The following is a 14,952-nucleotide window of genomic DNA, read 5'->3' as shown; positions in this document are numbered from 1 at the left end:
CGGCCTCCAAAGGCAATCTACTTCTCTGGTCTGAAAGGCAGGCGAGGTTTCTCTGTCTGCCCTTCGGCCCAACCATCTACTCCAACCATGCTTTCTGTAATCCAAGAAACCCAACAAGATTTCCTGAGAGACTTAGGTCTTTCCGGCCAAGCTTTCGCACGCCTGGACCAACTGGTAACCGGCGACTCCAAATATCTGAAAGACCTCCGCATCAACCTCAAAACTTCTCTTCAGTCTGAGAACCTGACGCCCAAGGAGGCCTACCTGATTGCGCTGTCTGCGGCGGTGAACGAAGAGAACAACACGTTGACCGAGGCGTTTAGAACCCTGGCGGCTGCCCAGGGCGCTACTGATGCGGAGCTGGCCGAGGCTGTAGCGGTTACTTCTTTGTTAAGCACCAACAATATTCTGTACCGCTTCAAGCACTTCATGCACACAGACTTCTATGAGTCGGCCCCAGCTAAAGTAAAGATGAACATCATGATGAACCCCGTGACCGGCAAAGAATTCTTTGAGCTGGTGAGTCTGGCAATCTCGGCCATCAATGGCTGTGAGCGTTGCGTGACCTCGCATGAGGAGAGCGTGCGCAAGCTGGGCGCTTCTGAGCAGCGTATATTTGATGCCGTGCGCATTGCCGCCGTGGTGGTGGGGGTGAGCAAGGTCATCCGTTAATATTTTAATTTTTAGGCCATGAGTTTGGCATTGAATCAAGTAATGGTTTCTGTGCAGAATGTAGCGGAAGCGGTTGCTTTCTACAAAGGGCTGGGGTTGCACCTGATTGTGCAGAGCCCCCATTACGCCCGTTTTGTTTGCCCAGACGGGCTCTCTACGTTCTCTGTGCACTTGCGGGAGGACGTGAATTCCACTACTGGCACTACGGTATATTTTGAGTGCGCCCGGCTAGATGGCCAGGTGGCGTCCCTCAAGGAGCAGGGCTATGCCTTTGAGCAGGATCCTAAAGACCAGCCGTGGGGGTGGCGGGAAGCCTATCTGCGGGATTCGTCGGGGAACCGTATCTGTCTGTACCATGCCGGTGAAAGCCGCGTAAATCCAGACTGGCGCCTGGCGGAGAGCAAATACAAGCATTTTCTCACAGAAGTCCGTTTCACCTCTTGGTTAGACGCCGTACAAACGGCTTTAGGAGACAATGATACGGCTTCTCTGCAAGAACTGTTCTCGGCAGACGTGCGGCTGCTGGAATCGCCGTTTGCTGCGCCGGTCTTTGGCCCTGCCAAGGTAAGGCAGCACCTGGAGATAGCGTTAGGCGTTTACGCTAATATCTCCTATTCCTTGGTGGGAGTGCAGGGCAATGTGGGGTACGCCCAGGTAGAAGGTGCCTGGGGTGTCTCAGAAAACGTAGTGTATAGCGCCATGTTAGCTCTGCGGTTCAATCCTGCCGGCCTTTGCACTGAGATAGCGGTCTGGGGCGGGCCAACCCTTTCCAGAGCCGTAATGCTGAAGAGCGTTTCGGGGGTGTTTTCCAAGAATTAGGCTTAAAACAGAAGTATCAGTATAAAGCAAGGGGCTTCTCCAGAAAGAGAAGCCCCTTGCTTTTGTATGTATCCAAAAACACAAAGATGCGTTTAGCGGCTCTTTTTCCAGAATTTGCCTTAAAACAGAAGTGTAAAACCACCACGGGCCTGTACTGAGTTTTCAGGTTGCATCAAGCAGCCGTTGCTCCTCAAGCACGAACGAGTGGCTTCTGTGTTTCCTGCTGGGTACCAATAGCTCTGACTCAGAAGTTAGAATGTGATGCATTGGAACGTTGTGGAAAATGGGAGGCCAACCAATGGTGTGGGAGGGCGCTCTTTAGGAAAAGCTTCCTGCTTTAGAACGGTTTAACTAGTTTACCAGAGAGCTTTCCATTAATTTGCAGCCTGATTTACTTTGTGAATATTACCTTAAATGAAGGAAGAAGTACTCTTCTCATTGGTGATGGCTACCGTGGGAAGAAAAGAGGAGGTCAGGAAGTTCTTGCAGTCAGTGGTTCATCTATCCGGAATAACCTTTGAAGTGATAGTGGTGGACCAAAATGAAGATGACAGGCTTGTTCCTATAATCCATTCTTACTCCAACCGCATCAGGCTCAAGCACCTTAAGATAAAGCAGAAGAATGCCAGTAAAGCCCGCAATGTAGGAGCCAGCCATGCAGCGGGCAGGTGGATTGGTTTCCCAGATGATGATTGTGTCTATACACCTGATACACTGCTTAAAGTGCAGGAAGCATTCGGGCGTTCGGGACCTGAGGTAATCACGGGTACGGTGCTGGATTTTGAGGGAGTTCCTCTCAACAGGTTTTACCAGAAACGATGTAAGGTAAATTTATTCAACCTGATTGGGAAAGTGTCTGAGCCGGCCTTTTTCGTGAAACGGGAGGTTTTTCAAAAGTTGGCTGGCTTCAATGAAGACTTTGGTCCCGGTGGAAAGAATTTCTCTTCTGAATCCTATGAACTAGCCATCCGTGCGTTAAAACAGAACATCACTATCTTGTTTGATGCCGATGTACAGATTCTGCACCCAAGGGTAAATCCTCCTTACTCCGCAGCCTACCTGAGGCGGGAATACGGCTATTCCTATGGATTTGGGAAAGTGATACAGACGCACTTCGGGGTGTGGGCCATCTTTTACCTTACCCGGTACTGGGTAGCCTTCATTTCCAAGTTCTTTCGGTTTTCCGGAACCCGCAGGCAGCATGCTTTACTGACAGGTTTGGGCCTATGTGACGGTTTATGGGGTAATGCAGCAAAGCATGGCTTTCAATTACCCCAGAAGCCGTTTCCAGCGCCAGCCCCCTCTGAATCTTTCTTTGACGAACCTGTCATTCTTAAGTCGAAATCGTGGGACTAATCAGCAATAAGGCGGCCGAACAGCGGCAAGAAGCGTTTCCCGAAGTTCACTATATTGGTTTTAGCGAATCAACCGGATATGGCGTGGCAGCCCATTCAATGGTACAGGCCTTGCGGCGGGCGGGCGTTCCTGTGCATTTTACGGGTATTTTGCCGGGTAAGCCAGAAGAAGGGGGTATCCAGGTCACTTCAGAGCCTGCCCAATCTGCTTCTCCTTCTGAGTTCCACATCATTCACACGGTTCCTGAATATTACCCTTATTGGATTAGGGCTGCCAAGCAGAGAAGCCAACAGGCCAAAGTATGGGGGTATACCACCTGGGAGACAGACCAGCTTCCCGTGCATTGGCCTGCGCTGCTAAATCAACTGGACGGTTTATTTGTCACGAGCCACTGGAACAAAGAAGTCTTTCAGAAAAGCGGAGTTACCGTCCAGATAGAAGTATTGCCACACGTTTCAGAGTTTGAAGGAGTTGCAGAAGGTAAGGCCTCCAGAGCATTGGAACACGTTTTGGAGAAAGTGCAAGATGATTTCCTGTTCTACAGTATTGGGGTATGGAATGAACGGAAAGCTCCCTGGTTATTGATTGAGGCATTCAAGCAGGAATTTTCCAAACACGAGAAAGTGGCTTTACTTGTAAAGACTGGCCGGATAGACTGGACCAGCGCTTACAAAAGAAGATGGAATAAATTGTTCCGGAAAGGTTTTGGAGAAGCCTCCGCCGCCTTCAAGAACCTGGTTTCACCTCAAGGAGCCAAAATCTACCACTTATGTAAAGAATTAACCAGCCAGGAAGTAGCGCTGCTGCATAAGAGAGGAGACTGCTTTATTTCGTTTACCCGTGGCGAGGGCTGGGGAATGGGAGCCTATGAAGCTGCCTGGTTTGGCAAACCGGTAGCCATCACCGCCTATGGAGGGGCTTTAGACTATCTTCCTCCTCATATGTCCTATCTACTAGACTGTAGTTTGGTACCGGTGCAGACTGCGTTTGGGCAGGAGTCTTACAGTTCAAACCAAAAGTGGGCAAACGTGAATCTACCGGCGGCCCGTAAGACCATGCGCCACATCTTTGAGCAGGCAAGTAGCGCCCGGGAACAAGGAAAGCAACTGCGGCAGCATGTTTCTTCCAATTTCAGTGCGGAGGCAATTGCTGCCAGATGTTTGCGGGCACTGGGTGTTGCCGCTCCAGAAAAGAAATCATTTAAACTCTCAGATTAACGGAGAGTTTCTTCCTTTTATGAATAGAGTACCTAACATATATCACTTTGTCTTTGGCTTGCGCCCGCAAACTGAGCCCTTTCATCTGGCTTATTACCTCTGCCTGGCTTCCTGTCTAGAAGTAAATAAACCAGAAGCTATCTATTTTCACTTCAAACACCTGCCTTACGGTGAGTGGTGGGACAGAATCAAGCCTTTCCTGATCCTGAACCCGGTGGAGGAGAGTGATTTTGTGAAACAGTTCTCTTACCAGAACCAGCAAATTGAAAGCTTCAGGTATGCGCATTTAGCAGACATCGTCCGGCTGGAGGTGCTGCTCAAGTATGGCGGTGTTTACGCCGATATTGACTCCCTTTTTGTGAACAGGCTCCCGGAGCATCTTTTCACTAAACCTTGTGTCATGGGAAAGGAGAAAGTAGACTGGGGGCAGGAAGCAGCCGTGAGAGCCGGAGGCTCTCTGTGCAATGCCTGGATTCTGGCCGAAAAAGATTCCGCTTTTATCCGTCTTTGGCTAGACCAAACCCTGAAAGAGTTTGACGGTACCTGGAGCGCCCATTCTACGTTCCTGCCTTATCGGCTGAGCCAGGAGAACGTTAATCTCATACATGTGGAACCTGAACGCTCCTTCTTCTTTTTTGACTGGAGTAAGAAGGGCATCAGAGATCTATTTGTCAATAAGGTAACAGATGTAGAAGGGGTGTACAGCATGCACCTCTGGAACCATCTCTGGTGGAGCCCCAGCCGGACAGACTTTACCTATTTCCACCATCGGCGGCTAACTCCTGAGTATGTAGCCTTCGCAGATACCACGTACGCCCGCATTGCCCGCAAGTTTATGCCTCCAGAGGTGAAGGTTTCATTGGCCGCATACAGAAAAGAATACCTGAAGGGTCAAGTGGAGAAGGTGTGGCTTTACCTGAAATCTAAGTTTTAGCGTACTATGTTTTTCTCATTGAAGCCTTATTTTAATTTGCTGGATAAGCTGGCCACTATCCTCAAGGGCGTTCCTGAGGCGCTGCACGCGAAGCTGTATTGGGCGATTCTCTTTGTAGTGATGATGCCCCTGCTGGATCTGGCATTAGCCTATTGGCTGTTTGTGATGCTAATGGTTTTGCAGGGCGGGACTTCTGCTGTCTTGGGAGTACAACTAGGAGAAGGGAGTCTGGGAATAACCATTGCAGTGTTTGTTTTGCTCACGCTGGCAAGGCAGGGAGTAGAATACCTGTCCATTAAAACTACCCGCACCCTTACCCAAGACATCTTCCAGGCTTTTTCCCTGCGGTTAATTGAAAAGTACCTGTCGTTGCCGTGGCTGGACTATACCAAAGAAACGAAAGCCATACGTATAAAACATTGCACTGCCACGGCCTTGGATGGGGCTTACTCTTTCCAGGTATTGTTTAACCTGATTGGCGCTTTGGTGACATTGATCGTCTTAGGAACGGCTACGGTGGTAAAAGTACCGGTGCTGGCTATTACCGGCGCTGCGCTCATGGTTTTCTTCACCTATACCTCCAAAAGTTATCTTAAACGGAAGTTGCAGACGGCGGTGAAAGGGCATGACTACCATCAGAAGAACTTCTACCAGAAACTATACGAGAGCTTCAGCCTGTCCAGGGAGATGAAGATTTTCCAGGTCAACCCGTATTTCCTGGAAGAGATCAACATGGAGCTGAACCGCCTAAGCAAGGCAAAGGTAGACCTGTCGGTTTTTCCCCAGATACCCAGAATAGTATTGGAATTGATCCTTACTCTGGCCATTGCCCTGGGGCTGCTGGCAACGGTGGTGGTAGGCAACTATACCTCAGATGAACTAATTGCCAATCTGGCTACAGTTGCCATTCTGGCCAGAAGAATAGTGCCGGCCATGGCTATGCTGATGTCTACCTTCACAGAGTTAGATGGCAGCGTAATGAACATTGCCCTTATCCGGAAGGAACTTAACCAGGGAGCGGAAAGGGAAAATTACTACAAACCCGTTTTGCAGCATCCTGAGTTGCTGATGCACCTCAAACAGGTGAGCTTTGGATACCGCCCGGAAGAAATGATTCTGGAGAATGTTTCTTTAGATATTGCCCAGGGAGATCGGATAGCAGTGTTGGGTCCTACCGGTAGGGGGAAAAGTACCCTTTTAATGATGGCGGCTGGGTTTATCCCGCCTACCCAAGGAGAGGTGCTGGTAACTCCTGCACTTGGCAAAGATCAGTTACCTGTGGCCTATGTGCCGCAAGAAGTTACCTTGTTGAGCGGCAGCGTACGGGACAATATCCGGTTTGGGCAGGAGGCATTTGATGAAGCGTTAGCTTGGCAGGTATTAGCCGCTACACAGTTAGATAAATTTGTGGGGGAGCTAACACTGGGTCTGGATACTCCCATTGGGGACAACGGAGTCTTGTTTTCTGGAGGTCAGAGGCAGCGCATCGGAATTGCCAGAGCTCTTTACCGGCAGCCATTCTTATTGTTCCTGGATGAAGCCACCTCTGCTCTGGATGAGAGTACTGAGTTAGCCGTAATGGCTAACATCAATCAAGTCATGGGCCAAGGAGCAGTAATATTCATTACCCATCGTCAGTCTACCGCAGAGCAGCATGCTACTAAATTCTGCCGGTTATAAAGCAGCATATGAAGAAAAAAGGAAAGGTGCTGTTTATTACGCCGGTCTTACCAGACGCGAATGGAGGGGGAAGGGAGAAAAGAGCCCACCAATGGATGACCTTGCTTTCAGAGGAAAATACAGTAGAACTTTTCTTGATCTCTCCTCACCCAGCAGCAGGAGGCAAAGCAGAAAAGCTGGTGTTGCGGTACCGCAAGTGGCAGAGATGGGTGGAATGGGGCAAAGCACTGTTGTCCTTTGTGGTGAGGCCGGTAAAAGGCGCTTTTGTGTTGTTTTGGATGCCTTTGCGTCCAGAGCATAAAGAATTCCTTCAGCGCCGGTTTCAGGATAAAACCTATGACAAGATTTTAGCTTTCAGGTTGTACACCAGTGATTTTGCTCTTTATGTGCAACAGCTTACGCAGACCCGCCTGCTAGAACTGGATCTGGATGATATTGAATCCTCCACGTTTGAGAAAATAGCGCGCGTGCTCTTTGAGGGAGGGCGTTACAAGGAAGCCTTCCAACGGTACATGTCTGCGGTACAGTTCAAATTGATGGAGCAGGAGAGGTTGCCGCAGTGCAAGAGAATCTATATCTGCTCCCGGGAAGACCAACGGCTTGTAAACGAGCGTTTCCCAGGGGCTGAGGTGCAGGTTTTTCCCAACCGGATGTTTGGTGTTATCCAGCCACTGCCCAAAAGCACTGCTAACAAAAAGGTGCTGTTTGTAGGAAGTCTTAACCATTACCCCAATGAAGAAGCCGTGACATGGTTCGTGCAGCAGGTGCTCCGCCCTTTACGCCGCAATGATCCTGATTGGGTTTTTCAGGTGGTGGGGTATGAGGCTTCTGAGCAATTGCAGAGCTTCCTGCGTAGGGAGAAAGGGGTGCAATTTCTAGGAGCTATTCCCTCTCTAGAGGCTGCCTACGCAGAAGCCGGGATGGTAGTGGCCCCCTTACACGCGGGGGGAGGCACTAAATTAAAAGTGATTGAGGCCATGTGGTACGGCCGGCCGGTGATTGCCACATCTGAGTCTGTGTATGGGTTAGAGTTGGTTCCAGAAGTCCATTATTTACCCGCCGAAACAGCGGAGGAGCATATGCAACAATGCGTAAAGTTGGCAACCTCTCCCGCCCTCTACCACAGGCTAGTGGCGCAGGCGGGCGCATTGGTGCAGGAAAAGTTCAGTTACGGGGCACATGCCGCTCCTCAGATTTGGGTGGCAGACAAGAAGACAAACACAGCATGAAGATCTTAGTAGACCCAGAAATATTCTTCTACGGAAGATGCGGAATGGTGCGGTATTACAGCCGCCTGTGTGAGGAACTTGAGAAGAGAGGCCATACCATTGACCTGCCTTTGGTCCGCTCTAACAGTGATTTCATCAGTGGGAAATGGCAGAGGCTGACCGCTTTGTCCAGACTGCCCCTCGGCCGGAAGGTGTTGAATAAGGTAGATGTCTTATCTAAGCGGCAGTATTTTCAGAGAGTGCGCGGAGGGCAATATGATGTGGTGCTGATCACTTCGCCTGTGTTTGAAGATGAGTTCCTAAAGTTCTTACCTACCGGCAAACCCTTTGTAATGGTGGTGCATGACACCATGCGCTGTGTGTTAGGCCCTGATGGATTATTTGACCCGGCAGGCAGTAACGCAGATAGGTTGGCTTACTTGATCAGAAGAGCGGCAAAAGCCATCTGCATTTCAAACGCTACCCAACGGGATGTGCTGCAACTCTCGCTGGTGCCCGAGGGGCAAACTACCGTGATACACACTGGTAATTTGCTGAACGTGTCAGAAGTGTCTACGGCTAGCTTGAAGTTGCCTGAGCGCTATCTGGCTTTTGTGGGAGACCGAACAGGCCGGAAGAACTTTCGTTTCTTTATTCTATCTGTTGCCGAATGGATGCGTGCGCAAAAGGATTTGTTTCTGGTCTGCACCGGCAAGAGCAATGTTTGGGAGGCCGACTTGCTGCATACCTTAGGATTGAAAGATAGAGTCCTGTTTGTAGATGCCCCTGATACCGTTTTAGTGGACCTGTATAAGAATGCCTTGGCCTTGGTGTATCCATCGCTCTATGAAGGATTCGGGTTGCCTGCCTTGGAGGCGATGGCGGTAGGGTGCCCGGTGATTACCTCTGCCTGCGGCGCTCTCCAAGAAGTAGGAGGCGAAGCGGTACAATATGTTGATCCCCATGATCAAAGTTCCATTCTGGCGGGCGTACGGGCGGTAGTGGAAAGTGAGCCATATAGGGAGCAGCTAAGACAGAAAGGGTTTAGCCAGGCATCCCGTTTTACCTTGGCTGCCATGGTGACGGCCTTTGAGGAAACATTCCAGGAGGCAATCAGGCACCAAGAGCACCAGCTTATGGCAAGCGTTTAGCGGCCGTTTTTCTGAAATTAGCCTCAAAACAGGAAGCGCAATAGCTTAGCGACCTATGAAAGCTCTGTGGCGGCTACTGCCGGTCAAGGCTATATTTTCGTTCAAATGAAAACGCCCTCCGCTTCATGAAGCGGAGGGCGTTTTCGACTTAATTCCAGAAAAAGAGCCGCTAAACGCAAACTCTGGAGCTGGACTTACTTGGCGTAGGAAACAGAGCGCATTTCCCGGATAACAGTGATCTTGATTTGTCCTGGATACTGCATTTCTTTCTCAATCTTCTGCGAGATGTCATAAGACAGCTGCGAAGCGCGCTCATCAGTTACGTTGTCAGCGTCTACCATCACGCGGAGCTCACGACCGGCCTGAATGGCGTAGCACTGGTTCACACCTTCAAACGAATGCGCCGTCTCTTCCAGTTCTTTCAGACGTTTGATGTACGACTCCATGATCTCGCGGCGGGCACCAGGGCGGGAGCCGGAGATGGCATCACAAGACTGGATGATGGGAGAGATCATGGCGGTCATCTCAATCTCGTCGTGGTGAGCACCAATGGCGTTGCACACATCTGGGTGCTCCTTGTACTGCTGGGCCAGCTGCATCCCAATGATGGCGTGCGGCAGTTCTGGTTCCTCGGTGGTTACTTTTCCAATATCGTGCAACAGACCGGCACGTTTGGCGTGTTTCACGTTTAGGCCTAGTTCGGCGGCCATGGTGGCGCAGAGGTTGGCTACTTCTCTGGAGTGTTGCAGCAGGTTCTGACCGTATGAAGACCTGAAACGCATGCGGCCCACCATTTTGATCAACTCAGGGTGCAGGCCGTGGATGCCCAGGTCAATGGCGGTGCGCTCACCAATCTCCACAATCTCCTCTTCAATGCTCTTCTTGGTTTTGGCCACCACTTCCTCAATACGGGCCGGGTGAATCCGGCCATCGGCCACCAGGCGGTGCAGGGAAAGACGGGCAATCTCGCGGCGTACAGGGTCAAAACCGGAGATGATGATGGCCTCTGGGGTGTCATCCACGATGATCTCCACGCCAGTGGCGGCTTCCAGCGCCCGGATGTTACGGCCCTCACGACCAATGATCTTGCCTTTGATATCGTCAGACTCAATGTTGAAGATAGACACGCAGTTTTCAATGGCATGCTCAGCGGCGGTACGCTGAATGGTCTCAATCACTACCTTTTTGGCTTCTTTGGTAGCGGTGAGTTTGGCCTCGGCCACAATATCTTTGATGTAGGAAGAGGCGCGGGTAGAGGCTTCAGACTTCAGGCTCTCCACCAGTTGCTCGCGGGCTTCCTCGGCGCTCAGGTTAGCAATGCGCTCCAGACGGCTCAGGATTTCATGGTGATCCTTCTCGGCCTTGGCCATTTTGTCGCGGTACTGGCTTTCCAGATCTTCCTTGCGTTTGTTGAAGCCTTCCAGCTGCTGGTTGAGCTTATCTTTGAGAACGTCGTTTTCCTGCTCTTTCTTCTTCAGGTCTTCCTGTTGCTTGGTTACCAGCTGCTCGCGCTGCTTCACCTTGTTCTCGTTCTGGATGATGATGTTCTTCTTGCGGTTGGCCTCCTCCTCATGCTCTGCCTTGAGCTTCAGGAAGTGCTCCTTGGCCTCCAGCATCTTGTCTTTCTTCTGGGTTTCGGCTTTGGCCTCCGCTTCGCGGATGATGAGGCGGGCACGCTCTTTGGCCTGCTCCTCCTGCTCCTTGAAGAGCTTCAGAAGCAGCACTCTACCAGCGTAGAAGCCTGCGCCTGCGCCAATTAAGGCTGCTAAAATGATATAAATGGTCATGACTATAACTTTAAGGGGTTAAAGTATAGCAATGACACTTAGCCAATTTAGAGCTTGTTTTACCTTTGCCTTTTGAGCTGCAATAAGCTAATCAAAGAACCTGCGTTCGCCTTTTTCTCGTTCCGTAGTACCACTACGAGACTCTAAAAACGCTTCGCAGAACCTTTGCCTAGCCAATTTCGCTTACAAAAGCAAAGCCAAAATAAGCTCAAGAAGCGGAGTGGATTACCCCAGCTGCAGGGAAGAGAGCAATTGGTTTAAGGAAGAGAGTTTCTGCTCCAACGTAAGTTGGGTTTCTACGGCGGCGTCTTCGGTCTTAATTTTATCTGCGGCGGTTTCCAGGGCAATCATGGCCAGCAGATCCTGCTTGTCATGGATGCCAAACTGCTCCCTGAACATTCTCAGGCGCTCATTCAGATATTTCCCGGCTTGCCGTAGCCTTTCTTCCTCGTCCTCGTTTACCCGCATTGGATATTCGCGGTCGGCTATCTTGATGCGTATAGATAACTCACTCATGTCCAAATGCTTTTAAGTGCTGCCGTGGCGCGTTTGTTTGTTAGAAGGTTGCCTTGCGTTGTAGTAAGGTAAAAATATCGCATGTCAAGCCTAAGAGTTCTAAATTGGTATAGCCGCGTGCGGGCACGCGTGTTAAGAGAGAACAAACAACAATCGCATCCAGACAACCCGTTCTACTATTCCCTTAAATAAGCGATGCACTTGTCTATCTCGCGCAGGTACTCGTTTATTTTTAGCTTCAACTCCGTTGAATTGGTAGTGTCTACTGCTATGGTTTGTACAATTTTACTAATATTATCTTGATTCTGAAAATTTTTTATCTCAGCGTCTTTTTCCTGAATCAGTTGCTGTAGGCGCGCAATTTCCTGGTGGGCTTCCTGTAGCCGCTCCTGGCCCGCCTGGTACTGTTGTACCAAGAGGTGCACTTTGCCCTCAATGGCCTGTATCTGCTGAAGGTATGATTGATCTGCCATCTTACTTCCGGATTACGGCTCCTAGCTGGTGCTCAAACTGTTGCATGAGGCGGCTCATGGTAGAATCAATCACTTTGTCGGTAAGTGTCTGGTTCTTGTCCTGTAGGGTGAAGCTGATGGCAATGGCTTTCTTGCCGGCCTCAATCTTGTCGCCTTCATACACGTCAAACACGTTTATGTCCTGCAGAAGTTTCCGCTCCACGCGCTGGGCCACCTGTTTCATCTGGTCAAACGTCACTGCTTTGTCAACCACCAGAGACAGGTCGCGGCGTACTTCCGGGAACTTGGAGAGCTCCTCAAACACCAGTTTGTCTTTGTAGTTGCGCAGTAGGTAATCCCAGTTCAGCTCGGCGTACCACACGGCCTCCTTCACGTCTACCTGTTTGCACACGCTGTCTTTCAGAAGCCCTATGTGGCCTAAAACCACATCTCCTTTCTGATAGGTCACGCCGCCGGCCAGGTAGGGGTGCTCGGTGGGTTTGGTAGTGTAGTTGGGTTGGCGGCAAAGCGTGAGCACCTGCTGCACCTGCCCCGCCAGATCATGGAAGGTGGCTTTGGCGGTGGCCTGCTGCCAGCTCTCGGCGGCTTTGTTGCCGGTCAGGAACAGGGCCAGGTAGTTGTTCTCCTTGTATTTCTCACCGTCTTTGCGGTACACTTTGCCCATCTCAAACACTTTCAGGTCGCGCTGACGGCGGTTGATGTTGTGGCGCAGCACTTCCAGACCGGAGTACACCAGCGTGAGGCGCATGGCATCCAGATCCTCTGAATTGTAGTTCAGGATAGGCACCAGTTCAGCCGGGGTGTTGCCCTCGGCGTCTTTGTAGTAGTTGGAGTTGGTGAGCGAGTTGGTGATGATTTCCAGATACCCGTTAGCGGCCAAGGCATCGGCGATGCGTTTGGTGATCACCTCCGGGTCTGGGTTGGGGAACTGCGCCAGATAGCTGGCAGCTAAGTTTTCGCTCAGCGCAATGTTGTTGTACCCGTAGATGCGCAGGATTTCCTCTACCACATCGGCCTCACGGGTCACGTCTACCTTGAACGGCGGAATAGTCAAGAGCAAGTCTTCTGCGGTTTCCTCGGCTATGGCAATGCCTAAATCAGTCAGGATTTCTTTGATTCTGGCTTCGCCGATGTGCTGACCGATGAGTTGGTGCACGCGGGCGTAACTTACTCTGATCTGGGTAGGCTCCACTGGGGTGGGGTATACATCCACAATCTCAGAGGAAACCACGCCACCGGTCACTTCCTGAATAAGCAAAGCCGCCCGCTTCAGGGCTGTAATAACCATGTTAGGGTCTGTTCCCCGCTCAAACCGGAACGAAGAATCGGTTTTAATCCCGTGCGTCTGGCTAGTTTTCCGGATTCCGGCTGGGGAAAAGTAGGCGCTCTCCAGGAAGATGTTCTGCGTCTCAGCGGTCACCCCAGAGTTCAGCCCCCCGAACACGCCTGCCAGCACCATCGGCTCCTCAGCGTTACTGATGGTCAAGTCTTCGGCGCGAAGCGTGCGCTCTACGCTGTCTAAGGTGGTGAACTTAGCGCCCTCAGAGGCGTTTTTCACGATAATTTTACCGCCTTTGATGGTGGCCGCGTCAAAGGCGTGCAGCGGCTGGCCCAGTTCATGCAGCACATAGTTGGTCACGTCTACCACATTATTGATAGGTGACAAGCCAATGGCTCTTAACCGCTGCTGCAACCACTTAGGCGACTCCTGCACTTTCACCCCAGAGATGGTCACGCCCGCGTACCGGGGGCAAGCCTCTGGGTTCTCAATCTCCACGGAGATGGGCAGGCTGGTATTGGCTACGGAGAAACTGCTCAGGTCTGGCAGTTGGTACGGAGTTTTTAGTAGGGCCTGCAAGTCGCGGGCTACGCCTAAATGTGAGGCGGCATCGGCGCGGTTGGGCGTTAAGCCAATCTCAAACACTTCGTCAGAGGCTAACCCGAAGTACTGGGCCGCCGGCGTGCCGTTGGGCAAGTCAGTGTCCAGTACCATAATGCCGGCGTGGTCGGTGCCCAGGCCAATCTCATCCTCGGCGCAGATCATGCCCTCAGACACGGCGCCTCTTATTTTCGATTTCTTGATCTGGAAGGGCTCGCCGCCGGCAGGATATAAAGTAGCTCCCACGGTAGCGATGACTACTTTCTGGCCCGCCGCCACGTTAGGCGCACCGCAGACAATGTGCTTGGGCTCGGCATCGCCGATGTCTACGGTGGTCACGCTCAGCTTGTCGGCGTCTGGGTGTTTGGCGCAGGTGAGCACTTCCCCAATGACCATGCCCTGCAAACCGCCGGGCACTACGTCAAAGGTTTCAATGCCTTCCACCTCCAGACCGGCATCGGTGAGGAGTTTGCCCACTTCCTGGGCGGGTTTATCTATAGAAATTAAGGTCTTGAGCCAATCAAGTGATATACGCATGGTGTATTTCTCTCAGAGTATGACAGGTGCGGCCGCGCCTCACCCAAAGCCGTTTAGGGGCTACAATTTCCAAAATTACCAAAAACTGGTAAACATGGGTGCTGGTAGCGCTTATTTTGTGCCGAATGCCTTTTCGCCGGCGGGTATTTTCACCTTGAGGCGGTTCTCTGCCGGCGGCATGGGGCAGGCGAACTGGGGGTTATAGGCGCAGAAAGGGTTGTAAGCCTTGTTGAAGTCCAGCACGATGGTCTGGCCGTTGGGGATGGCGTCTAAATAGCGGCCGCCGCCGTAGGTCTCAAAGCCGTTGGTCTGGTCAGTGAAGGGGATGAACAGGGAATCTGAGGTGGCGCCGGCTTTCTGGAACAGCGTGAGGGTGTGGGTCTGGCCCTCCAGTTCAAAAGTTGCCTTGCCTTTCACGTAGTAGGGTTCCTTGGTGCCGGTAGTCATGGGCATGGCCACGGGTTCTGCGCTTTCCTGGGCTTGGAAATCGGCGGAAATCTCAAAGTCGCGGGCAGGGGCGTAGTAATCCAGCTTGTTGAACGCCCGGCGCACCGAGTCTGGCAGGGGAGAACGGGTCACACTCCGGAAGGTGAGGTCTTTGCTTTCCCTGAATTTGAGGACGGCCTGGTTGTAGCTTTCATCGTTGAAAAACAGGTCTTTCACCAGGTAGCCCACAATGAGCAGCACCCCCAGCAGAATAATGTATTTGAATCCTTTCATGGA

The 14,952-nt window shown here is 51.4% G+C and carries 13 protein-coding genes; 8 read left to right on the top strand and 5 right to left on the bottom strand.

Translation table 11 applies throughout. The features are described from left to right. The first annotated feature begins 87 nt into the window (after nt 1-87). The 8 genes from EFA69_RS10195 (at nt 88) to EFA69_RS10160 (ending at nt 9,037) form a co-directional block, all read left to right on the top strand. The gene (locus EFA69_RS10195; protein WP_123132977.1) at nt 88-672 is read left to right on the top strand and encodes a carboxymuconolactone decarboxylase family protein; all 585 of its coding nucleotides are present in this window, start codon (nt 88-90) and stop codon (nt 670-672) included. Nucleotides 673-690: 18 nt separating this feature from the next. After that, nucleotides 691-1,491 (top strand): VOC family protein, encoded by an 801-nt coding sequence (locus tag EFA69_RS10190; RefSeq protein ID WP_245964540.1) that lies wholly within the window; start codon nt 691-693, stop codon nt 1,489-1,491. A gap of 414 nt (nt 1,492-1,905) precedes the next feature. Next, complete coding sequence (locus EFA69_RS10185; protein WP_123132976.1) at nt 1,906-2,847, top strand: glycosyltransferase family 2 protein; 942 nt, start codon at nt 1,906-1,908, stop codon at nt 2,845-2,847. 83 nt (nt 2,848-2,930) lie between these two features. Further along, nucleotides 2,931-4,064, top strand: coding sequence for a glycosyltransferase (locus tag EFA69_RS10180; RefSeq protein WP_148041325.1), 1,134 nt, complete (start codon nt 2,931-2,933; stop codon nt 4,062-4,064). Between the two features lie 19 nt (nt 4,065-4,083). Further along, nucleotides 4,084-4,998, top strand: coding sequence for a glycosyltransferase (locus EFA69_RS10175; RefSeq protein ID WP_123132974.1), 915 nt, complete (start codon nt 4,084-4,086; stop codon nt 4,996-4,998). 6 nt (nt 4,999-5,004) lie between these two features. Then, entirely contained in the window at nt 5,005-6,678 is a 1,674-nt protein-coding gene (locus EFA69_RS10170; RefSeq protein ID WP_123132973.1) for an ATP-binding cassette domain-containing protein, read from the top strand. Nucleotides 6,679-6,686: 8 nt separating this feature from the next. Continuing rightward, on the top strand, nt 6,687-7,907 hold the full coding sequence (locus tag EFA69_RS10165) for a glycosyltransferase (protein WP_123132972.1): 1,221 nt from the start codon (nt 6,687-6,689) through the stop codon (nt 7,905-7,907). After that, nucleotides 7,904-9,037 (top strand): glycosyltransferase family 4 protein, encoded by a 1,134-nt coding sequence (locus EFA69_RS10160; protein ID WP_183906742.1) that lies wholly within the window; start codon nt 7,904-7,906, stop codon nt 9,035-9,037. The genes EFA69_RS10165 and EFA69_RS10160 overlap by 4 nt, the downstream gene beginning before the upstream one ends. Nucleotides 9,038-9,231: 194 nt before the next feature. Here the strand turns inward: EFA69_RS10160 and rny are convergent, their stop codons facing one another. The 5 genes from rny to EFA69_RS10135 all read right to left on the bottom strand — a co-directional run bounded on the left by rny (nt 9,232) and on the right by EFA69_RS10135 (nt 14,949). After that, nucleotides 9,232-10,824: a ribonuclease Y gene (rny, locus tag EFA69_RS10155; RefSeq protein ID WP_377061802.1), complete on the bottom strand. Its 1,593-nt coding sequence runs from the start codon at nt 10,822-10,824 to the stop codon at nt 9,232-9,234. Between the two features lie 225 nt (nt 10,825-11,049). Further along, nucleotides 11,050-11,340, bottom strand: coding sequence for a cell division protein ZapA (locus tag EFA69_RS10150; protein WP_123132969.1), 291 nt, complete (start codon nt 11,338-11,340; stop codon nt 11,050-11,052). A 176-nt stretch (nt 11,341-11,516) separates the two neighbouring features. Continuing rightward, nucleotides 11,517-11,813 carry a hypothetical protein gene (locus tag EFA69_RS10145; RefSeq protein WP_123132968.1) on the bottom strand — a complete coding sequence of 99 codons (297 nt, stop codon included), beginning with the start codon at nt 11,811-11,813 and terminating at the stop codon, nt 11,517-11,519. Between the two features lies 1 nt (nt 11,814). Next, entirely contained in the window at nt 11,815-14,229 is a 2,415-nt protein-coding gene (pheT, locus tag EFA69_RS10140) for a phenylalanine--tRNA ligase subunit beta (protein ID WP_123132967.1), read from the bottom strand. 111 nt (nt 14,230-14,340) lie between these two features. After that, nucleotides 14,341-14,949, bottom strand: a complete 609-nt coding sequence (locus tag EFA69_RS10135) for a DUF1684 domain-containing protein (protein ID WP_123132966.1) — start codon at nt 14,947-14,949, stop codon at nt 14,341-14,343. Nucleotides 14,950-14,952 lie beyond the last annotated feature (3 nt).

This window comes from Rufibacter immobilis, assembly GCF_003721565.1.
GTDB lineage: Bacteria > Bacteroidota > Bacteroidia > Cytophagales > Hymenobacteraceae > Nibribacter > Nibribacter immobilis.
This window is presented reverse-complemented; position numbering and strand designations above follow the sequence as displayed.